This is a genomic window from Variovorax paradoxus, assembly GCF_024734665.1.
Classification (GTDB): Bacteria; Pseudomonadota; Gammaproteobacteria; order Burkholderiales; family Burkholderiaceae_C; genus Variovorax.
Genome location: NZ_CP102931.1, coordinates 4374024 through 4398336, shown reverse-complemented (window position 1 = coordinate 4398336; position 24313 = coordinate 4374024). Strand labels below are relative to the sequence as shown.

Below are 24313 nucleotides of genomic sequence, written 5' to 3'. Positions count from 1 at the left end.
AGAGCGAATGACGACTTCCTCGACCCACCATGACGCGGCGCCCTCGGCGCCGTTGAAGACTACGATCCTCGAGCGCTTTGCGCGCGAGGTCGCCAAGTACCCCGAAGCAGGCAAGCAATCCGCCGTGATGGCCTGCCTCGCCATCGTCCAGCAGGACGAGGGCCACGTCAGTCTGCAGCGCGAGCGCGAGATTGCCGAGTACCTCGGCATGGCGCCCATCGCCGTGCATGAAGTGACGACCTTCTACAACATGTACAACCAGCATCCGGTGGGCAAGTTCAAGCTCAACGTGTGCACCAACCTGCCTTGCCAGCTGCGCGACGGCGTCACCGCCCTCGTACACCTCGAGAAGAAGCTCGGCATCAGGATGGGCGAGACCACGGCCGATGGCCTGTTCACGCTGCAGCAGAGCGAATGCCTGGGTGCTTGCGCCGATTCGCCCGTGATGCTGGTCAATGACCGCACCATGTGCAGCTTCATGAGCAACGAGAAGCTCGACCAGCTCATCGAAGGCCTGCGCGGTTCCACCAAAGGGGAGGCGGCCTGATGTCACCCGAACAAGTGCTCCAGCAGTTCCAGGCGACAGGCGTCCAGACCTGTTTCCATGACCGCCACATCGAACCGCAGATCTATGCGGGCCTCGACGGCACCAACTGGCGTCTGGCCGACTACGAAGCGCGCGGCGGCTACCAGGCCTTGCGCAAGATTCTCACCGAGGGCCTCACGCCCGACCAGGTGATCGCCGAAGTCAAGGCTTCGGGCCTGCGCGGCCGTGGCGGCGCAGGTTTCCCGACCGGCCTGAAGTGGAGCTTCATGCCCCGCCAGTTCCCGGGCCAGAAGTACCTCGTCTGCAATTCGGACGAAGGCGAACCGGGCACGTGCAAGGACCGCGACATCCTGCAGTTCAACCCGCACATCGTGATCGAAGGCATGGCCATCGCCGCGTATGCGATGGGCATCAGCGTGGGCTACAACTACATCCACGGCGAGATCTTCCAGAGCTACGACCGCTTCGAGGAAGCCCTCGAAGAGGCGCGCGCCGCCGGCTACCTCGGCGACAAGATCATGGGCAGCACGTACAACTTCCAGTTGCACGCCGCCCACGGCTTCGGCGCCTACATCTGCGGCGAAGAAACCGCGCTGCTCGAATCGCTCGAAGGCAAGAAGGGCCAGCCGCGCTTCAAGCCGCCGTTCCCGGCCAGCTTCGGCCTGTACGGCAAGCCGACCACCATCAACAACACCGAGACCTTCGCGGCGGTGCCCTGGATCATCCGCAACGGCGGTCCGGCCTACCTCGAATGCGGCAAGCCGAACAACGGCGGCACCAAGATCTACTCGGTGAGCGGTGACGTCGAGCTGCCCGGCAACTACGAAGTGCCCATGGGCACGCCGTTCTCCAAGCTCCTCGAGCTAGCCGGTGGCGTGCGCAAGGGTCGCACGCTGAAGGCCGTGATCCCCGGCGGATCGTCGGCGCCGGTGCTGCCGGCCGACATCATGATGGCCTGCACCATGGACTACGACTCCATCGCCAAGGCCGGCTCCATGCTCGGTTCGGGCGCGGTGATCGTCATGGACGACAGCCGCTCGATGGTCGAGTCGCTCAAGCGCCTCTCGTACTTCTACATGCACGAGTCCTGCGGCCAATGCACTCCCTGCCGCGAAGGCACGGGCTGGCTCTACCGCGTGGTGGACCGCATCCACAACGGGCAGGGCAAGCCCAGCGACCTGCAACTGCTGGACTCCGTCGCCGGCGACATCATGGGCCGCACCATCTGTGCGCTCGGCGATGCGGCAGCGATGCCGGTGCGCGCCATGATCAAGCACTTCCGTCACGAGTTCGAAGCCCTGATCCCGGGCTACGTTCCGACGGCGCCCGTCAAGGCCTGAGCGCGAGAAGAAACATACTCATGATCGAAATCGAACTCGACGGCAAGAAGGTCGAAGTGACCGAAGGCAGCATGGTGATGCATGCTGCCGACAAGGCGGGCACGTACATCCCGCACTTCTGCTATCACAAGAAACTCAGCATCGCGGCCAACTGCCGCATGTGCCTGGTCGACGTGGAAAAGGCGCCCAAGCCGATGCCGGCCTGCGCCACCCCCGTCACGCAGGGCATGATCGTTCGCACCAAGAGCGAAAAGGCCATCAAGGCGCAGCAGTCGGTCATGGAGTTCCTCCTGATCAACCACCCGCTGGATTGCCCCATTTGCGACCAGGGCGGCGAGTGCCAACTGCAAGATCTGGCCGTGGGCTACGGCGGTTCTTCTTCGCGCTACGAAGAAGAAAAGCGCGTCGTGTTCCACAAGGACGTGGGCCCGCTGATCAGCATGGAAGAAATGAGCCGCTGCATCCATTGCACGCGCTGCGTCCGCTTTGGCCAGGAAGTGGCCGGCGTGATGGAGCTCGGCATGTCGCACCGCGGCGAGCACTCCGAAATCGAAACCTTCCTCGGCGACTCGGTCGACTCCGAGCTGTCGGGCAACATGATCGACATCTGCCCGGTCGGTGCGCTCACGAGCAAGCCTTTCCGCTACAGCGCCCGTACCTGGGAGCTGTCGCGCCGCAAGTCGGTGAGCCCGCACGATTCGACCGGTGCCAACCTGATCGTCCAGGTCAAGAACAACCGCGTGATGCGCGTGGTGCCGCTCGAGAACGAAGACGTCAACGAATGCTGGATTGCCGACCGCGACCGTTTCTCGTACGAAGCCCTCAACGGCCCGGAACGCCTGACGCAGCCCATGCTGAAGCAGGGCGGCCAGTGGCAGCAGGTCGACTGGCAGACGGCGCTCGAGTACGTCGCCAATGGCCTGAAGCAGATCAAGGCCGACCACGGTGCACAAAGCATTGGCACGCTCGTCAGCCCGCACAGCACGCTCGAAGAGCTGCAGCTCGCCGCCATGCTCACGCGTGAACTCGGCAGCGACAACATCGACTACCGCCTGCGCAATGCCGAATTCACGGCGTTCGAAGGCGTGCGCTGGCTCGGTACCTCGATCGCTTCGCTCACGCAAGTGCAGCGCGCGCTGGTCGTGGGCTCGAACCTGCGCAAGGAACATCCGCTGTTCGCGCAGCGCATCCGCCAGGCCGTGCGCAAGGGCGCCGCGCTGTCGGTGATCACCTCGGCCAGCCTGATGGCTGCCCGCGACGCCTGGGCCATCGACGTGGCGCAATCGTCCATCGTCGAAGCCGACCAATGGGTCGAGGCGCTGGCCGCAGTTGCCGCCGCCATCGGCCAGACCAATGGCGCAACCGCGCCCCTGGCACCGAAGAACGCGCCGGACGCCGCCGCGCAAGCCATCGCAGCCTCGCTGCTGAGTGGCGAACGCAAGGCCATCCTGCTCGGCAATGCCGCCGCCCACCACGCACAAGCCAGCAGCCTGCTGGCCCTGGCGAACTGGATCGGCGCGCAAACGGGCGCCACCGTCGGCTACCTGACTGAAGCCGCCAACACCGTTGGCGCGCAGATCGTCGGCGCTTTCCCGAAGAACGGCGGTCTCGATGCGGGCCGCATGCTCGCCGCCGGTTCCGGCCTGAAGGCCGTGATGCTGCTGAACACCGAGCCGGTGTTCGACTCGGCTGCTGGCGCCGCCGCTGCCGATGTCATCGGCAATGCGCAAATGGTCGTCACGCTGAGCCCCTTCAAGGCCAACCTCGAGTTCAGCGACGTGCTGCTCCCGATCGCTCCTTTCACCGAAACCCCCGGTACCTTCGTCAATGCCGAAGGCCGCTTGCAAGGTTTCCATGCTGTCGTGAAGCCGCAAGGCGAAACGCGTCCGGCGTGGAAGGTGCTGCGCGTGCTGGCCAACCTGCTGGGTCTGCCCGGCTTCGCGTTCGAATCGACTGCCGATGTACTGGCCACCATCGGTGACAAGGGTGCGGTGCCGGCGAACGCGCTGAGCAACGCCACCTCCGCCAATGCCGTCGCTTCCAGCGGTGCGACTGCCGCTCCCGTGGTCGCCAGCATCTACCAGCTCGACTCGATCGTGCGTCGCGCACCGTCACTGCAACTGACCGCCGACGCGCGCAATGCATCGGCTGGATCGAACGTGTCGGCGCGTGCCGAGGAGGCACTGGCATGATCGTCGACACCATTCATGGCTTCGGCCAGGGGCTGGTTGCCGCAGGCTGGTGGACCGCCGTGGTCTGGCCCCTGATCTGGACGCTGATCAAGATCATCGTGGTGGTGATCCCGCTGATGCTGGCCGTGGCGTACCTCACGCTGTGGGAGCGCAAGGCCATCGGCTTCACGCAGATCCGCATCGGCCCGAACCGCATCGGACCACTGGGCCTACTCCAGCCGATCGCCGACGCGCTCAAGCTGATGACCAAGGAAATCATTCTTCCGACGGTCGCCAACAAGGGCCTGTTCCTGCTGGGCCCGATCATGACCATCATGCCGGCGCTCGCCGCATGGGCCGTGATTCCGTTCGGCCCCGACGTGGCGCTGGCCAACATCAACGCTGGTTTGCTGTTCGTGATGGCCATCACTTCGCTCGAGGTATACGGCGTGATCATCGCCGGCTGGGCCTCGAACTCGAAGTACGCCTTCCTGGGCGCGCTGCGCGCCTCGGCACAGATGGTGAGCTACGAAATCGCGATGGGCTTCTGCTTCGTCGTGGTGCTGATGGTCACGGGTAGCCTGAACATGAGCGAGATCGTGAATGTCCAGGGCAAGGGCATGTTCGCCAACATGGGCGTCGGCTTCCTGTCGTGGAACTGGCTGCCGCTGCTGCCGATCTTCGTCGTGTACTTCATCTCCGGCCTGGCCGAGACCAACCGCCACCCGTTCGACGTGGTGGAAGGCGAGTCCGAAATCGTTGCTGGCCACATGATCGAGTACTCGGGCATGAGCTTCGCGATGTTCTTCCTGGCCGAGTACGCGAACATGTGGCTCGTCTCGATCCTGACCGTGGTGCTGTTCCTCGGCGGATGGCTGCCGCCGTTCGAGTTCCTGAGCTTCATTCCGGGCTGGATCTGGCTGGGCCTCAAGACCTTCTGCGTGGTCACCATGTTCCTGTGGGTGCGTTCGACGTTCCCGCGCTTCCGCTATGACCAGATCATGCGTCTGGGCTGGAAGATCTTCATTCCCGTCACCCTCGTGTGGCTGGTCGTGGTCGGTGGCTGGATGCAGACGCCGTTCAACATCTGGAAATAACAGGAAGCGCCAACATCATGTCTGCTGCGCACACCGCAACACCGTCCGCGCCGTTCTCGCTCAAGGACTTCCTGGGCAGCTTCATGCTGTTCGAACTGTTCAAGGGCCTGGCCATCACCGGCAAGTACGCCTTTGCCCGCAAGATCACGGTGCAGTTTCCCGAAGAGAAGACGCCGCTGTCGCCGCGTTTCCGCGGCCTGCACGCGCTGCGCCGCTATGAAAACGGCGAAGAGCGTTGCATTGCCTGCAAGCTCTGCGAAGCCGTCTGCCCGGCGCTGGCCATCACCATCGAATCGGATGTGCGCGACGACGGCTCGCGCCGCACCACGCGCTACGACATCGATCTGACCAAGTGCATCTTCTGCGGCTTCTGCGAAGAGAGCTGCCCGGTCGACTCGATCGTCGAGACGCACATCTTCGAATACCACGGCGAAAAGCGCGGCGACCTGTACTTCACCAAGGACATGCTGCTGGCCGTGGGCGACCGCTACGAAAAAGAAATCGCAGCGAACAAGGCGGCTGACGCCAAGTACCGCTGATTCCGACCAGCCCGAACCCCGTACCAATTCGAATTCCAATGGACGTCAAGACCGGTCTGTTCTATCTGTTTGCCGTGGTGCTGCTGTTTGCAGCGTTCCGCGTCATCACCGCCCGCAACCCCGTGTACGCCGCGCTGTACCTGGTTCTGGCCTTCTTCCAGGCATCGGCCATCTGGCTGCTGCTGCGTGCCGAGTTCCTCGCGATCTCGCTCGTGCTGGTATATGTCGGCGCCGTGATGGTGCTCTTCCTGTTCGTGGTGATGATGCTGGACATCAACGTCGACGGCTTGCGGGAGGGCTTCTGGAAGCACTTTCCGCTGGCGGCGGGCGTGGGTGCGCTGATTGCGCTCGAAATGGCGGCCGTGCTCATGGGCGGTTTCCGCCTCGGCGAGCCGCGCGCTGCTGCCGGTGCGTTGGGGGCCAACACTTCCAATACGCTCGAACTCGGCAAGCTGCTTTACTCCGAATACCTCTACCCGCTGGAAATCGCCGCGGTCATCCTGCTCGTGGCCATCGTGGCCGCCATCGCGTTGACGCTGCGTACCCGCAAGGACAGCAAGTACGTCAACCCGGCCGACCAGGTGCGTGTGAAGGCGCGCGACCGCGTACGCATCGTGCAGATGCCGGTAACGCGTGCTGCCGAGCCTGTGGTTGAAGCTGCGGACGCTGCAAAGGAAAACAAGGCATGACGCTCACGCTCGGACACTTTCTTTCGCTCGGCGCGATGCTCTTCGCGCTGTCCGTGATCGGCATCTTCCTGAACCGCAAGAACCTGATCGTCCTGCTGATGGCCATCGAGCTGATGCTGCTCGCGGTCAACATGAACTTCGTGGCGTTCTCGCACTTCCTGGGCGACATGCACGGCCAGATTTTCGTGTTCTTCATCCTGACGGTGGCTGCGGCCGAGTCGGCCATCGGGCTGGCGCTGCTGGTCCTGCTGTTCCGCAACAAGTCGAACATCAACGTCGACGAACTCAACTCGCTCAAGGGTTGAAAGCAACATGAGCGCAACCCTTTCCGCATCCACCTTGCTGGCCGTGCCGCTGGCACCCCTGGTCGGCGCCGCTGTCGCCGGCCTGTTCGGCACCAAGTTCGGCGGCAATCACATCGGCCGCAAGGTCACGCATTCGCTGACCATCCTCGGCGTGCTGGTCGCCTTCATCATCTCGGCCATGACGCTCAAGAGCGTGGTGGCCGACGGCGCCCGCTTCAACGAAACCATCTATGAATGGATGGTGGTGGGCGGCCTGAAGATGGAAGTCGGCTTCATGGTCGACGGCCTTACCGCGATGATGATGTGCGTCGTGACCTTCGTGTCGCTGATGGTCCACATCTACACCATCGGCTACATGGAAGAAGACGACGGCTACAACCGCTTCTTCGCGTACATCTCGCTGTTCACCTTCTCGATGCTGATGCTCGTCATGAGCAACAACATGCTCCAGCTGTTCTTCGGCTGGGAAGCGGTGGGCCTGGTGTCGTACCTGCTGATCGGCTTCTGGTTCAACAAGCCGACCGCGATCTTCGCGAACATGAAGGCCTTCCTGGTCAACCGCGTTGGCGACTTCGGCTTCATCCTCGGCATCGGCCTGATCGCTGCCTACGCCGGCACGCTGAACTACACCGAGGCCTTCGCCAAGGCAGGCACGCTGGCAGGCATCACCTTCCCGGGCACCGAGTGGATGCTCATCACGGTGATCTGCATCTGCCTGTTCATCGGCGCGATGGGCAAGAGCGCCCAGTTCCCGCTGCATGTGTGGCTGCCCGACTCGATGGAAGGCCCGACGCCCATCTCCGCGCTGATCCACGCGGCAACGATGGTGACGGCCGGCATCTTCATGGTGGCGCGCATGTCGCCGCTGTTCGAGCTGAGCGACACGGCCCTGAGCTTCATCCTCGTGATCGGTGCCATCACTGCGCTGTTCATGGGCTTCCTGGGCATCATCCAGAACGACATCAAGCGCGTGGTCGCGTATTCGACGCTCTCGCAGCTCGGCTACATGACGGTGGCGCTCGGTGCCTCGGCCTACTCGGTCGCGGTGTTCCACCTGATGACGCACGCGTTTTTCAAGGCGCTGCTGTTCCTCGGCGCCGGCTCGGTGATCATCGGCATGCACCACAACCAGGACATCCGCTGGATGGGCGGCGTGCGCAAGTACATGCCGATCACCTGGATCACCTCGCTGCTGGGTTCGCTCGCGCTGATCGGCACGCCGTTCTTCGCCGGCTTCTACTCGAAGGACAGCATCATCGAAGCGGTGCACGAAAGCCACCTGTGGGGCGCGAACTTCGCGTATTACGCGGTGCTGGCCGGCGTGTTCATCACGGCGTTCTATTCGTTCCGCATGTACTTCCTGGTCTTCCACGGCAAGGAACGCTACGACCAGAACCCCGACGCGCACCATGACGACCATGGTCACGGTAATGACGATCATGGTCACGGTCATGACCAGAAGCCGCACGAGTCGCCGATGGTCGTCTGGCTGCCGCTGGTGCTGCTGGCCATTCCCTCGGTGGTGATCGGCTTCATGACGATCGAGCCGATGCTGTTCGGCGAGTTCTTCAAGAACGCGATCTTCGTGGATGGTTCGAAGCATCACGCCATGAAGGAACTGGAAGAAGCCTTCCACGGTCCGGTGGCCATGGCCATCCACGGCCTGCAGGCTGCGCCGTTCTGGCTGGCGCTGGCTGGCGTAGTCCTGTCCTGGTACATGTACATGATCAACCCGGCGCTGCCGGCTGCGATCAAGCGCGCCTGCGGCCCGATCTACCGCCTGCTCGAGAACAAGTACTACATGGACTGGTTCAACGAGAACGTCATTGCCCGCGCCACGCGCGCGCTTGGCACCGGTCTGTGGAAGGGCGGCGACCAGGCGCTCATCGACGGCGCCGTCGTCAACGGTTCGTGGAAAGTGATTGGCCGGATTTCGGGTGTGGTGCGCTGGATGCAGTCTGGCTATATCTACCACTACGCCTTCGCGATGCTGCTCGGCATCTTCATCCTGATGACGTACTTCGTCTGGTTCAAACGCTGAGCCTAGCGCTGGAGAAAAAGAAAAATGGGTTTGTTGAGCCTTGCCATCTGGGTGCCGATCGCATTCGGCGCCGTGCTGCTGGCGTTTGGCCGTGACGAGCATGCCAAGGGCGTGCGCTGGGTCGCGCTAGTCGGTGCCATCGTGAGCTTCCTGGTCACGGTGCCGCTGTTCACGCGTTTCCAGAACGGCACTGCCGCGATGCAGTTCGTCGAAAAGACGGGCTGGATCGCACGCTTCAACGTCAACTACCACCTCGGGATCGACGGTCTGTCGCTCTGGCTGGTGCTGCTGACGTCGTTCATCACGGTCGTCGTCGTGATCTCGGCCTGGGAAGTGATCACCGAGCGCGTGAACCAGTACATGGGCGCGTTCCTGATCCTGTCGGGCTTCATGATCGGCGTGTTCTCCGCGCTCGACGGCGTGCTGTTCTACGTGTTCTTCGAAGCCACGTTGATCCCGATGTACCTGATCATCGGCATCTGGGGCGGCCCGAACAAGATCTACGCGGCGTTCAAGTTCTTCTTGTACACCTTGCTCGGCTCGCTGCTGATGCTGGTTGCACTGATCTTCCTGTACAACAAGTCGGGCGGCAGCTTCGACATCCTGGCCTGGCACAAGCTGCCGCTGAGTTCGACCGCGCAGACCTTCCTGTTCTTCGCCTTCTTCGCGGCCTTCGCCGTGAAGGTGCCGATGTGGCCGGTGCACACCTGGCTGCCCGACGTGCACGTCGAGGCGCCCACCGGCGGCTCCGCCGTGCTGGCCGCGATCATGCTGAAGCTGGGTGCCTATGGCTTCCTGCGCTTCTCGATGCCCATCGCGCCCGACGCCTCCCACGAATGGGCCTGGCTCATGATCGCGCTGTCGCTGATCGCCGTGATCTACGTGGGCCTGGTGGCACTGGTGCAGCAGGACATGAAGAAGCTGGTGGCTTATTCGTCGGTGGCCCACATGGGCTTCGTGACGCTCGGCTTCTTCATCTTCAACGAGCTCGGCGTGTCCGGCGGCATCGTGCAGATGATTGCGCACGGCTTCGTGTCGGGCGCCATGTTCCTGGGCATCGGCGTGCTGTACGACCGCGTGCACTCGCGCCAGATCGCCGACTACGGCGGCGTGGTCAACACCATGCCCAAGTTCGCCGCGTTCGCGCTGCTGTTCGCCATGGCCAACTGCGGCCTGCCGGGCACCGCCGGTTTCGTGGGCGAGTGGATGGTGATCCTGGGCGCCGTGAAGGCCAACTTCTGGATCGGCCTCGGCGCCGCCACCGCGCTGATTTTCGGCGCGGCCTACACCCTCTGGATGTACAAGCGCGTGTACCTGGGCCCGGTCGGCAACGACCATGTCAAGGAGCTCAGCGACATCAACGCCCGCGAGTTCCTGATGCTGGCACTGCTGGCCATCGCCGTGCTGTGGATGGGCCTGTTCCCGAAGCCGTTCACCGACGCGATGGACGCCTCGGTGACCGAGCTCCTGCGCCACGTGGCAGTTTCGAAGCTGCCTTCCTGATGCCACGCTGAAGAAGAGAACGAGATGATTGACAAACTCAGCTGGGTCACGATCTACCCCGAAATCGTGTTGCTGGTCATGGCCTGCATCATTGCGCTGGTCGACCTGTCGGACACGAGCCCGCGCCGTACCCGCACCTATGTGCTGACGCTGGCCACGCTGGCCGTGGTCGCCGTGCTGTCGGGCCTGCAGGCCCTGGACGCCAAGACGATCTACGGCTTCGGCGGCATGGTCGTCAGCGACCCGATGGGCAACTGGCTCAAGTGCTTTGCCACCGTCGCCCTGATGGTCACGCTGGTCTACGGCCGTCCCTATGCGGCTGACCGCGAGATGCTGCGCGGCGGCGAAATGTTCACCGTCAGCATGTTCGCGCTGCTGGGCATGTTCGTGATGATCTCGGGCAGCAACTTCCTGCTGATCTACCTGGGCCTCGAACTGCTCACGCTGTCGAGCTATGCCCTGGTGGCGCTGCGCCGCGACAACGCGGTGGCCAGCGAAGCCGCCATGAAGTACTTCGTGCTCGGCGCGATGGCCAGCGGCTTCCTGCTGTACGGCCTGTCGATGATGTACGGCGCGACCGGCTCGCTCGACGTCAACGAAGTGTTCAAGACCATCGCAAGCGGCAAGGTGAACCACCAGGTGCTGGTGTTCGGCCTGGTGTTCATCGTCGCCGGCCTGGCCTTCAAGGTGGGCGCTGCGCCGTTCCACATGTGGGTGCCTGACGTCTACCAGGGCGCTCCGACTGCGATCACGTTGCTGATCGGCGCCGCGCCCGAACTGGCTGCCTTCGCCATCATCATCCGCCTGCTGGTCGATGCGCTGCAGCCGCTGGCCATCGACTGGCAGCAGATGCTGGCCGTGCTGGCCATCGCCTCGCTGCTGGTTGGCAACCTGGCGGCCATTGCGCAGAGCAACCTGAAGCGCATGCTGGCCTATTCGACGATCTCGCAGATGGGCTTCATGCTCCTCGGCCTGGTTGCCGGCTCGGACCAGCAGGGCACTTACAACGCCCAGTACGCCTACAGCGCCTCGATGTTCTACATCGTGACCTACGTGCTGACCACGCTGGCCAGCTTCGGCATCATCCTGCTGCTGGCGCGCGAAGGCTTCGAAAGCGAAGAGATCACCGACCTGGCTGGCCTGAACCAGCGCAGCCCGCTGTACGCCGGCGTCATGGCCATTGCGATGTTCTCGCTGGCCGGCCTGCCGCCGCTGGTCGGCTTCTACGCGAAGCTGGCCGTGCTGCAGGCGCTGATCGCCTCGGGCCACGCCATCTACATCGGCCTGGCCGTGTTCGCGGTGATGATGTCGCTGATCGGCGCGTTCTACTACCTGCGCGTGGTCAAGGTCATGTACTTCGACGCGCCCGTCACGGCCACCACCGTGTCGGCACCGCGCGACGTGCGCACCGTGCTCACGATCAACGGCGCGCTGATCCTGATCCTGGGCATCGTGCCCGGCGGCCTGATGACGCTTTGCTACGACGCGATCGTGGCAACCCTGGCCCACTGACGCGGCCGACCTGGTGTCGCAAACCGCGTCGGTCTGGGTCGTTCTGCTGGTGGCCCTGGTGGCCGCCAACCTGCCGTTCTTCAACGACCGCCTGTTCGGCGTCGTGCCGCTTGCGACGAACCCCAAGCCGCTCGCGGTGCGCCTCGCCGAACTGGTGGTCTTGTACTTTCTGGCCGGTGGCATCGGGCTGCTGTTCGAGCGCAGGGCAGGGCAGATCGCCCCGCAGGGCTGGGAGTTCTATGCGGTGACCGGCGCGCTGTTCATCGTGCTGGCCTTTCCAGGGTTCACCTGGCGCTATCTGATGAAGCACAGGCATTGAGGACGACGACATGACCACGCCCATCGACACCACCGATTCCCACCTGAAGGAAGAGCTCACGAGCCGCGAGGAGCTGTTCAAGGGCAAGTTCCTGGAGGCCAGGCGCGACACCATCCGGCTGCCCGATGGCCACAGCGCCACGCGCGAGTACGTGGTGCATCCGGGCGCTGTGGTGGTGATTCCGCTGCTGGACGACGGTCGGGTGGTGCTGGAGCGGCAGTTCCGCTATCCGGTCGGCCACGTGATGATCGAATTTCCGGCGGGCAAGCTCGACGCGGGCGAAGACCCGTTCGACTGCGGCCGGCGCGAACTGCTCGAGGAAACGGGCTACACCGCGCGCGAATGGGCGTATGCGGGCGCGATGCACCTGGCGGTGGCGTACTCGACCGAAATCATCCACATCTACTTCGCGCGTGGCCTTTCGCTTGGGGAGCGGCAGCTCGACCACGGCGAGTTTCTCGACGTGTTCACGGGCACGCCCGATGAGCTGGCCGGCTGGTGCCGCGACGGCAAAGTGACCGACGCCAAGACTCTGACCTGCACGCTCTGGCTGCAGAACGTCCTTTCGGGCGCATGGGCACTGGATTGGAAGGCTGCCCCTGCGGAAGGCAGCGCGGGATAATCCCCGCATGAAGGTTCTCAATCTCCGCTGCGCGCACGGCCACGGCTTCGAGGGCTGGTTCGCGTCCAACGAGGCCTTCGACAGCCAGTTGGCTAGCGGACTGGTCGAGTGCCCGATCTGCGGCGACACCGCCGTCGTCAAGCTGCTGAGCGCGCCGCGACTCAATCTGAGCAATGCCAAGGCGCCTGAGGCTGCGGCACCAGTTGCTGCTGCCTCAAGCGTTCCTGCCGAACTCTCGCCCGAAGCCCGCTGGATGCGCGCCGTGCGCGAGGTGCTGGCAAAGACCGAAGACGTCGGCGATCGCTTTGCCGACGAAGCCCGCAAGATGCACTACGGCGAAGCCCAGGAGCGCGGCATTCGCGGCCAGGCGACGCCGGAGCAGACCGAAGCGCTGCTCGACGAGGGCATTCCGGTGATGGCGCTGCCGATTCCGGCGGGGCTGAAAGAAACCCTGCAGTAATCGATCAGTCGGGCGCGGCCGCTCAGGTCGTGAACTGAAGCGCAGCCAGGCGCGCGTACACACCGCCCTGTGCGACCAGCGTCGCATGCGTTCCCTGTTCGACGATCCCGCCGTGGTCCAGCACCACGATGCGGTCGGCCTTCTGTACCGTTGCCAGCCGGTGGGCGATGACCAGCGTGGTCCGGTTCTCCATCGCCGATTCCAGGGCCGCCTGCACCATGCGCTCGCTTTCCGCATCGAGCGCGCTCGTGGCTTCGTCGAGCAGCAGCAGCGGCGGGTTCTTCAGGATCGCGCGCGCAATTGCGATGCGCTGGCGCTGTCCGCCCGACAGACGCACGCCGCGCTCGCCGAGGAAGGTGTCGTAGCCCTCAGGCAGCGCCTGGAGGAAGTCGTGGGCGAAGGCTGCGCGTGCTGCGGCATGCACTTCATCGGCCGTGGCTTCGGGACGACCGTAGCGGATGTTCTCGAACGCGGTGGTCGAGAAGATCACGGCGTCCTGCGGCACGAGGCCGATGCGGGTGCGCAGGTCGGGCAGGGCGAGCGAGGCCAGCGGCGCGCCGTCGAGCAGCAGGCGGCCCGATTGCGGGTCGTAGTAGCGCAGCAATAGCTGGAACACCGTGCTCTTGCCCGCGCCGCTCGATCCCACCAGTGCCACGGTTTCGCCCGGCGCGACTTCGAGACTGAAGTCGCGCAGTGCTGGTGTGCCCGGTCGGGATGGGTAATGGAAGGTCACTGCATCGAACTTGATCGTGCTGCCCGCCACGGGGACAGGCGTGACCGTCGGGCTCGGCGGTGAAAAGATGGCGGCGGGCGCATGCAGCAGTTCCATCAGCCGCTCGGTCGCACCGGCTGCACGCAGCAGGTCGCCATACACCTCGCCGAGCACCGCAGTCGCGCTGGCCAGGATGGCGACGTAGACGACGGTCTGGCCCAGATGGCCGGCCGTGATGTCGCCGCGCAGCACTGCCTGCGTACCTTGATAGAGACCCCAGAGCAGCGCCGCCGAGGTCGCGATGATGATGAACGCCACCAGCACCGAGCGTGCCTTGGTGCGGCGCACGGCGGTGCGAAAGGCGTTCTCGGTCGAGCCGTTGAAGCGCGCGGCCTCGCGGTCTTCGGCCGTGTAGCTCTGCACCACGGGAATGGCGTTCAGCACCTCGGCGGCGATGGCGCTCGAATCGGCCACGCGGTCCTGGCTGGCGCGCGACAGCTTGCGCACGCGGCGGCCGAACCACATGCTCGGCAGCACCACCAGCACGAGGATGCCCAGTACCTGCACCATCACGTAGGGGTTGGTCCAGATCAGCACGGCCAGTGCGCCCACGCCCATCACCGCGTTGCGCAGGCCCATGCTCAGCGAAGAGCCGACGACCGTCTGCACGAGCGTGGTGTCGGCCGTCAGGCGCGACAGCACTTCGCCGGTCTGCGTGGTTTCGAAGAAGACGGGGCTTTGCTTCAGCACATGGCCGTAGACCGCGTTGCGGATGTCGGCCGTCACACGCTCGCCCAGCCAGCTCACTGTATAGAAGCGCGCCGCCGAGAAAACGCCCAGCGCCACGGCCACCGCGAAGAGGGCGCCGAAGTGCTCGCGCAGTGCCATGGTCTGGGCGCCTTTGTCGGTGCTGATCAAGCCGCCGTCAATCAGGCTGCGCAATGCGATAGGGAAAACCAGCGTGGTAACCGCCGCCAGCACCAGAAAGAGGGCCGCCAGCACGATCTGCACGCGGTAGGGCCGAAGAAAAGGGCTCAGGCCCGACAGCGACCGGGGCGAGCCCTTGGCCATGGAAGACGGTGGGGTAGAAGCCATGCGCCGATTCTAACGATCCCTTGCCTCCACAAAGGCGGCCTTGACAATTACTGCCACGGCAGCTAATATTTCGAGCCATGAGCGATGCAAACACTCCAGAAGCCTCGTCGGCCCCCGCCGACGCTGAGCGTCGCCCGCCTGTCTTCTATCGCGCGGAGACTTATTCGACCGAAGACAGCATCGGTTACCTGATGCGCCGCATCGTCACCGCGGTCGGTCAGGCAGTAGAAACCCGCATGTGCGAGCCTGGCGGCCCGACCTATCCGCAATGGGTGCCTCTATACAAATTGCACACCGGCGCCGCCACCACCGTGGCCGAACTGGCCCGCGCCTGCGAACTCGACACCGGCGCCATGACGCGCCTGCTCGACCGCCTCGAGGCCAAGGGCCTGTGCCGCCGCGTGCGCTCGCTCGAAGACCGCCGCGTGGTCAACATCGAGCTCACCGACGAAGGCCGTGCCGCCGCCAAGGAAGTGCCTTACGTGCTGAGCCGTGTGCAGAACGAACACCTCGCTGGCTTCAGCGCCGAAGAATGGGAGCAGCTCAAGGGTTACTTGCGCCGCATCCTCGACAACGCCCAGGCTCTCGCGGCCCGTGGAGATAAAAATGACTGATTCCCTCGCCGTGCGCGCTGTGCGTCGCACCCCCGTCGTGGCCGCAGCATTGCTCGTGGTCGCACTTGCCGGCTGTGCCGACATGGCCGGCATCGGCTCGCAGGCCAAGCTGCGCGACGCTTCGTCGCTGGGCATCGCGCCCGACAGCGCCGCGGCGCCTGTGTCCCGCCTCGACAGCCAATGGTGGCTCGCCTTCGGCGACACGCAGCTCAATTCGCTGATCGACCAGGCTGTGGCCGGCAACCCCAACCTGCAGGTCGCCCAAGCCCGCCTCGCGCGCGCGCAGGCCTCCGCCGACATCGCCGGCTCGGCCCTCAAGCCGAAGGTCAACGCCGAGCTCGACCTGGATCGCCAGAAGTTCAACAGCAACTACATCTACCCGGCACCGCTGGGCGGCTCCACGCAGAACATCGGCCTGCTGCAGCTCGGCGCAAGCTGGGAGCTCGACTTCTTCGGCAAGAACCGCACCGCGCTCGACGCTGCCATCGGCTCGGCGAATGCCGCGGCCGCCGACGCGGACGCCGCCCGCGTGCTGCTTGCGAGCAACGTGGCACGCAGCTACTTTCAATGGGCGCGCCTGAACGACCAACTCACCGTGGCCCAGCGCACGCTGGCGCAGCGCGACGAAACGCTCAAGCTCGTGCGCGACCGCGTGTCCGCCGGTCTCGACACCCGCCTCGAACTGCGCCAGAGCGAAGGCGGCCTGCCCGAGGCACGCCAGCAGATCGAATCGCTCAACGAGCAGATCGCGCTGCAGCAGCACGCGCTCGACGCGCTCGTCGGCCAGCCGAACGTGTCGGCATCCCTCAAGCCGCCGGTGCTGGCCGGCGTCAAGCCGATGGCACTGCAGGGCAGCATTCCGGCCGACCTGCTCGGCCGCCGCGCCGACATCGCCGCCGCGCGCTGGCGCGTCGAGGCCGCCACGAGCGACGTGGCCAACGCCAAGACGCTCTTCTATCCCAACGTGAACCTCACGGCCTTCGTCGGCTTCCAGAGCCTGGGCTTCGGCAAGCTGCTGAAGTCGGGCAGCGAGCAGTGGGGCGTGGGCCCGGCCATCAGCCTGCCGATCTTCGAAGGCGGCAAGCTGCGCGCCAACCTGCGCGGCAAGTCGGCCGACCTCGACGTGGCCATCGAAAGCTACAACGCCACCGTGCTCGACGCGGTGCGCGACGCGGCCGACCAGGTCACGAGCGCGCAGTCGATCACGCGCCAGCAAACCGAACAACGCGCCGCGCAGACCGCTGCCGAAGGCGCCTACGACATCGCCGTGCAGCGCTACCGCGCGGGCCTCGGCAACTACCTCAACGTGCTGACCGCAGAAACCTCCGTGCTGGCGCAGCGCCGGCTGGCCGTCGACCTCGCCGCCCGCGCGCTCGACACGCAGGTGGGCCTGGCGCGCGCACTGGGCGGCGGCTGGCAGCCCCCGGCCACGGCCACCGCTTCGGCCCCTGCGGCCGCAGTGAACTGAACAAGAACCGACCAGAACTGACCCGACTCCCTCGTCTTCGGAAAGAACTTCATCATGAGCGACAACAACACTCCGACGCCCGCTGCAGCTGCAGCTCCTGCAGCCCCCGAGGCGCCCGCCGGCAACGGCAAGCGCCGCCGCGCACTCACCGCGCTTGCCGCGGTGGTGATCGTCGTCGGCGGCGGCTGGGGCCTCTACGAATGGCTGGTTGCCAGCCACTACGAGGACACCGACAACGCCTACGTGCAGGGCAACGTGATTCAGATCACGCCGCAGATCGGCGGCACCGTGATGGCCATCGGCGCCGATGACACCGACTTCGTGAAGGCCGGCCAGCCGCTGGTGCAGCTCGACCCGGCCGACGCCAAGGTATCGCTCGAACAGGCCGAAGCCGCGCTCGCGCAGGCTGTGCGCCAGGTGCGCACGCTGTACGCCAACAACGGCTCGCTGGCCGCGCAGGTCACGCTGCGCCAGTCCGACATCGTCAAGGCGCAGAGCGACATCGCCAAGGCGCAGGACGACCTGCAGCGCCGCCGCGCGCTGTCAGGCAACGGCGCCGTGTCGAAGGAAGAACTCAACCACGCCGAGACGCAGCTCGATACCGCCAAGAGCGCACTCGCCGCTGCGCAGGCCGGCGTGGTCGCCGCGAAGGAAGCTCTGGTCAGCAACCAGTCGCTGACCGACGGCACCAGCGTGGCCCAGCACCCGAGCGTGCTGGCCGCAGCCGCCAAGGTGCGCGAGGCCTACCTCGCCACCCAGCGTGTGGCCATGCCCGCACCGGTCGACGGCTACGTCGCCAAGCGCACCGTGCAGCTCGGCCAGCGCGTGGCGGCCGGCACGCCGATGATGTCGATCGTGCCGCTCAACCAGCTGTGGGTCGACGCCAACTTCAAGGAAGTGCAGCTGCGCAACATCCGTATCGACCAGCCCGTGAAGCTCACGGCCGACGTGTACGGCAAGAAGGTCGAATACACCGGCAAGGTCGCGGGCCTGGGCGTTGGCACCGGCAGTGCGTTCGCGCTGCTGCCCGCGCAGAACGCCACCGGCAACTGGATCAAGGTGGTGCAGCGCGTGCCCGTGCGCATCGCGCTCGACCCCGAGCAGCTCAAGGCCAACCCGCTGCGCATCGGCCTGTCGATGGACGCCGAAGTCGACATCTCGTCCAAGAGCGGCAAGATGCTCGCCGACGCGCCGCGCGCCACCGCGCTGACACAGACGCAGGTCTACAGCCAGCTCGACCGCGGCGCCGACGCCGAAGTCGACCGCATCGTCGCGGCCAACCTCGGCCGCAGCGCACCGGCCACGGCCACCGCGCCGTCGAAGGGCTCGGCGGCACCGTCGAGCGCACCCGCCGCGGCATCGGTGGCAGTGCAGGGGCAGCCGGGCTGATCGCCCGCGCTTCCCTCGGGTAACTCAGGCAAACAGTTCGCGCGACCGCAATGGCCACCGCTGCTCCTGCTTACGTTGCGCATCCACCGCTCGAAGGCGCAGCCCGCGTCTGGGGCACGGTAGCGCTGTCTGCGGCAACCTTCATGAACGTGCTCGATTCGTCGATCGCGAACGTGTCGCTGCCCGCCATCTCGGGCGACCTGGGCGTGAGCACCACGCAAGGCACCTGGGTCATCACCAGCTTCGCGGTGGCCAACGCCATCGCGGTGCCGCTCACGGGCTTCATGACGCAGCGCTTCGGACAGGTGCGCCTGTTCATGGCCAGCGTGATCCTGTTCATGGTCGCCTCGCTGCTGTGCGGCCTGGCGCCGAACATGACGACGCTCATCGCCTTTCGCGCGCTGCAGGGCTTCGTTGCGGGCCCGATGATCCCGCTGTCGCAGACGCTGCTGCTGTCGAGCTATCCGCGCGCCAAGGCAGGCCTTGCGATGGCCATGTGGTCGATGACCACGCTGGTCGCGCCGGTGATGGGGCCGCTGCTGGGCGGCTGGATCACCGACAACATCTCGTGGCCGTGGATCTTCTACATCAACATCCCCGTGGGCATCGTCGCGGCGGCCATTACCTGGGCGCTGTACCGCAAGCGCGAGAGCACCACGCACAAGGTGCCGATCGACGCCATCGGCCTTGCGCTGCTGGTGCTGTGGGTGGGCTCGATGCAGCTCATGCTCGACAAGGGCAAGGAGCTCGACTGGTTCCATTCGCCGCAGATCGTCACGATGGCGGTGGTGGCCGTGGTCGGCTTCGCGTTCTTCCTGATCTGGGAGCTGACCGACAAGCACCCGGTGGTCGACCTGTCGCTGTTCAAGCGCCGCAACTTCTGGTCGGGCGCCGTGGCAACGGCCGTGGCCTACGGCCTGTTCTTCGGCAACGTGGTGCTGCTGCCGCTGTGGCTGCAACAGTGGATGGGCTACACCGCCACGCAGGCGGGAATGATCATGGCGCCCGTGGGGCTGCTGGCGATCTTCTTCTCGCCGGTGGTGGGGCTCACGGTGGCCAAGATCGATCCGCGCCGCTACGCGACCTTCTCGTTCCTGGTGTTCGCACTGGTGCTGTGGATGCGGTCGAACTTCAATACGCAGGCCGACTTCGTCACCATCATCATCCCGACGGTGATCCAGGGCATCGCGATGGCGTTCTTCTTCATCCCGCTCGTGACCATCACGCTGTCGGGCCTCACGCCCGACCGCATCCCGGCCGCGTCGGGGCTGTCGAACTTCCTGCGGATCACGGCGGGTGCAATGGGCACGTCGATCACCACCACGCTGTGGGACAACCGTGCCACGCTGCACCACACGCAACTGGCCGAGACGATCAACCAGGGCAACAATGCAGCCACGAGCGCAATGTCCGGGCTCAACGCCAGCGGCTTCAGCGCCGACCAGGTGCTGGGGCAGATCAACCGCATCGTCGACCAGCAGGCCTACATGCTGGCCACGAACGACATCTTCTACGCGTCGGCGATCCTGTTCCTGCTGCTGATTCCGCTGGTGTGGCTGGCAAGGCCGCAGAAGGGCGGCGCCGGTGGCGACGCCGCAGCCGGAGCACACTGACCGCGCATCGTCTTCACGCCGATCCAATCACCCCCAGCCTCCGCGAGGAGCCTGGGGGTTCTTATTTGCGCAGCGCCCTGAGCACGTCGTGGCACGCGCCCATGGTGTGATAGTCGGTCTTGCCGGCAGGGCTCTTCTCGTCGCTGATCTTCCGGTTCTGCGGCGTGAGGATGCGGTACCAGGCGCCGTGCCGGTGGTCGACGAAGTGCTCCCAGCTGTAGGCCCAGATGCTGTCGTACCAGTCCCAGTAGCTGGCCTCGCCGGTGCGCACCGCGAGCAGGGCGGCCGCCGCGAAGCTCTCGGCCTGTACCCAGAAGTACTTGTCGCCGTCGCACACCTTGCCGTCGGGGCCGAAGCCGTAGACCAGCCCGCCGTTGTCGGCATCCCAGCCGCGGAACATGGCGGTGTCGAAGAAATGGCGCGCGCGCGGCACGATCCAGTCGGCCGTACGGTCCTTGGTGGCGAGATGGCCTTCCAACTGCAGCAGCAGCTTGGCCCACTCCGTCAGGTGGCCTGTCTGGAAACCCCAGGGCCTGAAGATGTTGCTCTTGTCGCCGCGGTTGTAGTCCCAGTCGACCGACCAGTCTTCGCGGTAGTGTTCCCAGACCAGCCCGTCGGCCAGCGCGGCCTGCTTGCCGGTCACGGATTCGGCCACAGCCAGCGCGCGGTCGAGGTAGCGCGTCTGCTGCGTGGCTTCGAAGGCGGCCATCAGGGCCTCGCAGGCGTGCATGTTGGCGTTCTGCCCGCGATAGGCGCCGATGCGCCAGTCGGCCGTGGCCTCGTCGGCATAGAGCTGGTGCCGCGGCTCCCAGAAATTCTGTTCCATCAGTTGCCAGGTGTGCTCCAGCCCCGCATGCGCTTCCTCGATGCCGGCCATCAGCGCATGCGCTTGCGCGAGCAGCACGAAGTCAAGGCCGTAGCAGTGGTTGGTGCCGTCCTGCACGGTGGCGCGCTGCTGGTGCCAGTCGATCTGCCATGCATAGCCGCCGCCCGGCTGCCGATGCGCATGCTCGACGAACGCAAGGCCGTGCCGCGCGGCCGCAAGATGCGCGGGAATGCCGAAGCGGCGATACGCCATTGCGTGGTTGAAAACGAAGCGTGTGCTGCTAACCAGGTGGCGCGTACGCCGGTCGTACACCGTGCCGTCGTCCTTGAAGAAATGAAAGAAGCCGCCCGTGGCATCGAGGTCGCGCGGCTCGTAGAAGGCCAGCGTGTGCAGGATGTGGTCGGTCAGGAAGTCGGGGGAGCGGAAGTCCGGCATGTTGGCTGCAGTCTACGCAGACCCCTGTGCGCACCGGCTTGGGGTTTCCGATGCCGCCGGAGTTTTCTTTGTCGTCATAACGACAGTCCCCGATTCGAATGTGCGCCGGTCCGTGCAGGTTGCACTGCAGCATAGGCATTTGCCCCAGTATGCAAGCGGGGTAGGCCCACGAACAATCGGTCCGCGCTCGATGGTGGCGCATTGAGATGGACCGCATGACCGACATTCTTTTTCCGTACCCGGGCGACTTCGCGAGATGAGCGACGTCATTCTCGAAACACGCCAGCTCACCAAGGAATTCAAAGGGTTCACGGCGGTCAGCAAGGTCGACCTGTCGGTGGTGCGCGGATCCATCCACGCGCTCATCGGTCCGAACGGTGCCGGCAAGACGACCTGCTTCAACCTGCTCACCAAGTTCCTCGAACCGACCACCGGCACGATCCTGTTCAACGGGCAGGACATCACCGGCGAGCGGCCCGCGCAGATCGCGCGGCGCGGCATCATCCGCTCGTTCCAGATCTCGGCCGTGTTCCCGCACCTCACGCTGCTCGAGAACGTGCGGCTGGGCCTGCAACGCAGGCTGGGCACCTCGTACCACTTCTGGAAGAGCGAGAAGTCGCTCAAGCCATTGGATGCCAGAGCCCGCGAGCTGCTGGCTGAAGTCGGCCTCGAAGAGCTCGCCGACGAACAGACGGTGAACCTGCCCTATGGCCGCAAGCGCGCGCTCGAGATCGCGACCACGCTGGCCATGGAGCCCGAGCTGATGCTGCTCGACGAACCCACGCAGGGCATGGGCCATGAAGACGTGCACCGCGTGGCTGAACTCATCAAGCGCGTGTCGGCTGGACGCACCATCCTGATGGTCGAACACAACATGAGCGTGGTCTCGACCATCGCCGACACCATCACCGTGTTGCAGCGCGGCGCCGTGCTGGCCGAAGGCCCGTACGCCGAAGTCTCGAAGAACCCGCAGGTGATGGAAGCCTACATGGGCACTACCGACGGCCAACTCCAAGGGGCTCACTGATGACCGCCGCGTTGGAGATCAAGGGCCTTCAAGCCTGGTACGGCGAATCGCACGTGCTGCATGGCGTCGATATGGTCGTGCAGCCCGGCGAAGTCGTCACGCTGCTGGGCCGCAACGGCGCGGGCCGCACCACCACGCTGCGCGCCATCATGGGCCTGACCGGTGCGCGCAAGGGCAGCATCGAGGTCAACGGCAAAGAGACCATCGGCATGCCGACGCACCGCATTGCGCACCTCGGCATCGGCTATTGCCCGGAAGAGCGCGGCATCTTCGCCAGCCTGTCTTGCGAAGAAAACCTCCTGCTGCCGCCCGAACTCAAAGGCGCAGGGCAGGGCATGTCGGTCGAAGAGATCTACGCCATGTTTCCCAACCTGGCCGAGCGCCGCAACAGCCAGGGCACGCGCCTGTCGGGCGGCGAGCAGCAGATGCTGGCCGTGGCGCGCATCCTGCGCACGGGCGCCAAGCTGCTGTTGCTCGACGAAATTTCCGAAGGCCTCGCGCCGGTCATCGTGCAGGCGCTGGCCCGCATGATCACCACGCTGCGCTCCAAGGGCTACACCATCGTCATGGTGGAGCAGAACTTCCGCTTCGCCGCGCCGCTGGCCGACCGCTTCTACGTGATGGAGCACGGCCGCATCGTGGAGAAGTTCGGCGCGGCCGAGCTCGAAGCCAAGATGCCGGTGCTCACCGAGCTGCTCGGCGTCTGAAGCAAAAGACACGTCCACAAGACCTTTTCTCGCATCCCACAAAGATTTCTTCAGGAGACAACACCATGAATAAAAAACTCGGCCTCATCGCTACCGCCGTCGCCGTCCTCGCCATGAGCGCGGGCGCCGCGCAGGCGCAGGAAAAAGTGAAGATCGGCTTCGTCACCGACCTGTCGAGCCTGTACGCCGACCTCGAAGGCAAAGGCGGCGCCACCGCCATCCAGATGGCCATCGACGACTTCGGCGGCAAGGCGCTGGGCCAGCCCATCGAGCTGCTGGTGGCCGACCACCAGAACAAGGCTGACATCGCCGCCTCCAAGGCCCGCGAATGGATCGACACGGCCGGCGTGACCATGGTCTTCGGCGGCACCAATTCCGGTACCGCGCTGGCCACCGCCAAGGTGGCGGAAGAGAAGAAGCGCGTGTACTTCAACAACGGCGCTGGCAGCTCGGTGCTCACCAACGAGCAGTGCAGCCCCTACACCATCCACTACGCCTACGACACCGTGGCGCTGGCCAAAGGCACCGGCGCGGCGGTTGTAGACCGCGGTGGCAAGAGCTGGTTCTTCCTGACGGCCGACTACGCCTTCGGCCACGCGCTCGAAGCCGACACCACCAAGGTGGTGAAGGAAAAGGGCGGCACGGTGGTGGGCGCGGTGCGCCATCCGCTGAACGCGTCGGACTTCTCCTCGTTCCTGCTGCAGGCGCAGAACTCCAAGGCGCAGATCCTGGGCCTGGCCAATGCCGGCGGCGACACCATCAACTCGATCAAGGCGGCCAAGGAATTCGGCATCAACAAGACCATGAAGACGGCCGGCCTGCTGGTCTTTCTGAGCGACATCCACAGCCTGGGCTTGAAGAACACCGAAGGCCTGCTGCACACCACCAGCTGGTATTGGGACCTGAACGACGAATCGCGCAAGTTTGCCAACCGCTTCTTCGAGAAGACCAAGCGCATGCCGACCGACGTGCAGGCCGCCGACTACTCGGCCACCATGACCTACCTGAAGGCCGTGGCCGCCGCCAAGACCACCGACTCCGACAAGGTGATGGCGCAGCTCAAGAGCACGAAGGTCGACGACTTCTATGCCAAGGGCACCATCCGCGCCGACGGCAGCTTCATCCACGACATGTACCTGGTCGAGGTGAAGTCGCCCGCCGAATCGAAGAAGCCCTGGGACTACCTGAAGGTGCTCAAGACGCTGCCGGGCGACCAGGTCTTCACGACCAAGGCCGAGACGAAATGCGCTCTCTGGAAATAACCGGCTGACGCCGCGCCAGA

General features: G+C 65.1%; 21 protein-coding genes and 1 pseudogene. 20 read left to right on the top strand and 2 right to left on the bottom strand.

The window, feature by feature from the left end; all coding sequences use genetic code 11:
- Positions 1-7: 7 nt before the first annotated feature.
- The 13 genes from NWF24_RS20755 to NWF24_RS20695 are packed head-to-tail and all read left to right on the top strand — an operon-like array spanning position 8 to position 13145.
- The gene (locus tag NWF24_RS20755) at positions 8-547 is read left to right on the top strand and encodes an NADH-quinone oxidoreductase subunit NuoE family protein (RefSeq protein WP_258350168.1); all 540 of its coding nucleotides are present in this window, start codon (positions 8-10) and stop codon (positions 545-547) included.
- Positions 547-1887, top strand: a complete 1341-nt coding sequence (gene nuoF, locus NWF24_RS20750) for an NADH-quinone oxidoreductase subunit NuoF (protein WP_093057847.1) — start codon at positions 547-549, stop codon at positions 1885-1887. The genes NWF24_RS20755 and nuoF overlap by 1 nt, the downstream gene beginning before the upstream one ends.
- A 20-nt stretch (positions 1888-1907) precedes the next feature.
- The gene (gene nuoG, locus NWF24_RS20745) at positions 1908-4079 is read left to right on the top strand and encodes an NADH-quinone oxidoreductase subunit NuoG (RefSeq protein ID WP_258350167.1); all 2172 of its coding nucleotides are present in this window, start codon (positions 1908-1910) and stop codon (positions 4077-4079) included.
- Positions 4076-5155, top strand: coding sequence for an NADH-quinone oxidoreductase subunit NuoH (gene nuoH / locus NWF24_RS20740; protein ID WP_373423676.1), 1080 nt, complete (start codon positions 4076-4078; stop codon positions 5153-5155). Before nuoG ends, nuoH begins: the two co-directional genes overlap by 4 nt.
- 17 nt (positions 5156-5172) lie before the next feature.
- Positions 5173-5694, top strand: a complete 522-nt coding sequence (gene nuoI / locus NWF24_RS20735; protein ID WP_042579825.1) for an NADH-quinone oxidoreductase subunit NuoI — start codon at positions 5173-5175, stop codon at positions 5692-5694.
- 38 nt (positions 5695-5732) lie between these two features.
- On the top strand, positions 5733-6383 hold the full coding sequence (locus tag NWF24_RS20730) for an NADH-quinone oxidoreductase subunit J (protein ID WP_258350166.1): 651 nt from the start codon (positions 5733-5735) through the stop codon (positions 6381-6383).
- Positions 6380-6688 carry an NADH-quinone oxidoreductase subunit NuoK gene (gene nuoK / locus NWF24_RS20725; protein ID WP_019653383.1) on the top strand — a complete coding sequence of 103 codons (309 nt, stop codon included), beginning with the start codon at positions 6380-6382 and terminating at the stop codon, positions 6686-6688. The genes NWF24_RS20730 and nuoK overlap by 4 nt, the downstream gene beginning before the upstream one ends.
- 7 nt (positions 6689-6695) lie before the next feature.
- Positions 6696-8729, top strand: coding sequence for an NADH-quinone oxidoreductase subunit L (gene nuoL, locus NWF24_RS20720; RefSeq protein ID WP_258350165.1), 2034 nt, complete (start codon positions 6696-6698; stop codon positions 8727-8729).
- Positions 8730-8753: 24 nt separating this feature from the next.
- Positions 8754-10232 carry an NADH-quinone oxidoreductase subunit M gene (locus NWF24_RS20715; protein WP_258350164.1) on the top strand — a complete coding sequence of 493 codons (1479 nt, stop codon included), beginning with the start codon at positions 8754-8756 and terminating at the stop codon, positions 10230-10232.
- Between the two features lie 24 nt (positions 10233-10256).
- Positions 10257-11744 (top strand): NADH-quinone oxidoreductase subunit NuoN, encoded by a 1488-nt coding sequence (gene nuoN, locus NWF24_RS20710; RefSeq protein ID WP_093057842.1) that lies wholly within the window; start codon positions 10257-10259, stop codon positions 11742-11744.
- Positions 11745-11757: 13 nt separating this feature from the next.
- A complete protein-coding gene (locus NWF24_RS20705) occupies positions 11758-12063 on the top strand; it encodes a DUF2818 family protein (RefSeq protein WP_258350163.1) in 306 nt (101 codons plus the stop codon).
- Positions 12064-12073: 10 nt separating this feature from the next.
- Positions 12074-12685, top strand: coding sequence for an NUDIX domain-containing protein (locus NWF24_RS20700; protein WP_258350162.1), 612 nt, complete (start codon positions 12074-12076; stop codon positions 12683-12685).
- Positions 12686-12692: 7 nt separating this feature from the next.
- Positions 12693-13145: a DUF1178 family protein gene (locus tag NWF24_RS20695; protein WP_258350161.1), complete on the top strand. Its 453-nt coding sequence runs from the start codon at positions 12693-12695 to the stop codon at positions 13143-13145.
- Positions 13146-13167: 22 nt separating this feature from the next.
- On the opposite strand, the gene NWF24_RS20690 is transcribed toward NWF24_RS20695, so the two are convergent.
- Positions 13168-14952, bottom strand: a complete 1785-nt coding sequence (locus NWF24_RS20690; RefSeq protein WP_258350160.1) for an ABC transporter transmembrane domain-containing protein — start codon at positions 14950-14952, stop codon at positions 13168-13170.
- 77 nt (positions 14953-15029) lie between these two features.
- Between NWF24_RS20690 and NWF24_RS20685 the strand changes: the two genes are divergently transcribed.
- From NWF24_RS20685 to NWF24_RS20670, 4 genes and pseudogenes are all read left to right on the top strand, one after another.
- Complete coding sequence (locus tag NWF24_RS20685; RefSeq protein ID WP_258350159.1) at positions 15030-15566, top strand: MarR family winged helix-turn-helix transcriptional regulator; 537 nt, start codon at positions 15030-15032, stop codon at positions 15564-15566.
- Positions 15559-17034 carry an efflux transporter outer membrane subunit gene (locus tag NWF24_RS20680; RefSeq protein ID WP_093079927.1) on the top strand — a complete coding sequence of 492 codons (1476 nt, stop codon included), beginning with the start codon at positions 15559-15561 and terminating at the stop codon, positions 17032-17034. Before NWF24_RS20685 ends, NWF24_RS20680 begins: the two co-directional genes overlap by 8 nt.
- Before the next feature lie 54 nt (positions 17035-17088).
- Positions 17089-18423 carry an HlyD family secretion protein gene (locus NWF24_RS20675; protein ID WP_258350158.1) on the top strand — a complete coding sequence of 445 codons (1335 nt, stop codon included), beginning with the start codon at positions 17089-17091 and terminating at the stop codon, positions 18421-18423.
- 47 nt (positions 18424-18470) lie between these two features.
- Positions 18471-20036 (top strand): annotated as a pseudogene (locus tag NWF24_RS20670) (DHA2 family efflux MFS transporter permease subunit); the annotation flags it as partial.
- A gap of 61 nt (positions 20037-20097) precedes the next feature.
- On the opposite strand, the gene NWF24_RS20665 reads toward NWF24_RS20670, so the two are convergent.
- Positions 20098-21297 carry an AGE family epimerase/isomerase gene (locus NWF24_RS20665; RefSeq protein WP_258350157.1) on the bottom strand — a complete coding sequence of 400 codons (1200 nt, stop codon included), beginning with the start codon at positions 21295-21297 and terminating at the stop codon, positions 20098-20100.
- 256 nt (positions 21298-21553) lie between these two features.
- On the opposite strand from NWF24_RS20665, the gene NWF24_RS20660 reads away from it, so the two are divergent.
- The 3 genes from NWF24_RS20660 to NWF24_RS20650 all read left to right on the top strand — a co-directional run bounded on the left by NWF24_RS20660 (position 21554) and on the right by NWF24_RS20650 (position 24293).
- The gene (locus NWF24_RS20660; RefSeq protein ID WP_093079935.1) at positions 21554-22324 is read left to right on the top strand and encodes an ABC transporter ATP-binding protein; all 771 of its coding nucleotides are present in this window, start codon (positions 21554-21556) and stop codon (positions 22322-22324) included.
- Positions 22324-23031 carry an ABC transporter ATP-binding protein gene (locus tag NWF24_RS20655; protein ID WP_093079937.1) on the top strand — a complete coding sequence of 236 codons (708 nt, stop codon included), beginning with the start codon at positions 22324-22326 and terminating at the stop codon, positions 23029-23031. The genes NWF24_RS20660 and NWF24_RS20655 overlap by 1 nt, the downstream gene beginning before the upstream one ends.
- Before the next feature lie 113 nt (positions 23032-23144).
- Positions 23145-24293, top strand: a complete 1149-nt coding sequence (locus tag NWF24_RS20650) for an ABC transporter substrate-binding protein (protein WP_375338482.1) — start codon at positions 23145-23147, stop codon at positions 24291-24293.
- The last annotated feature ends 20 nt before the right edge of the window (positions 24294-24313 follow it).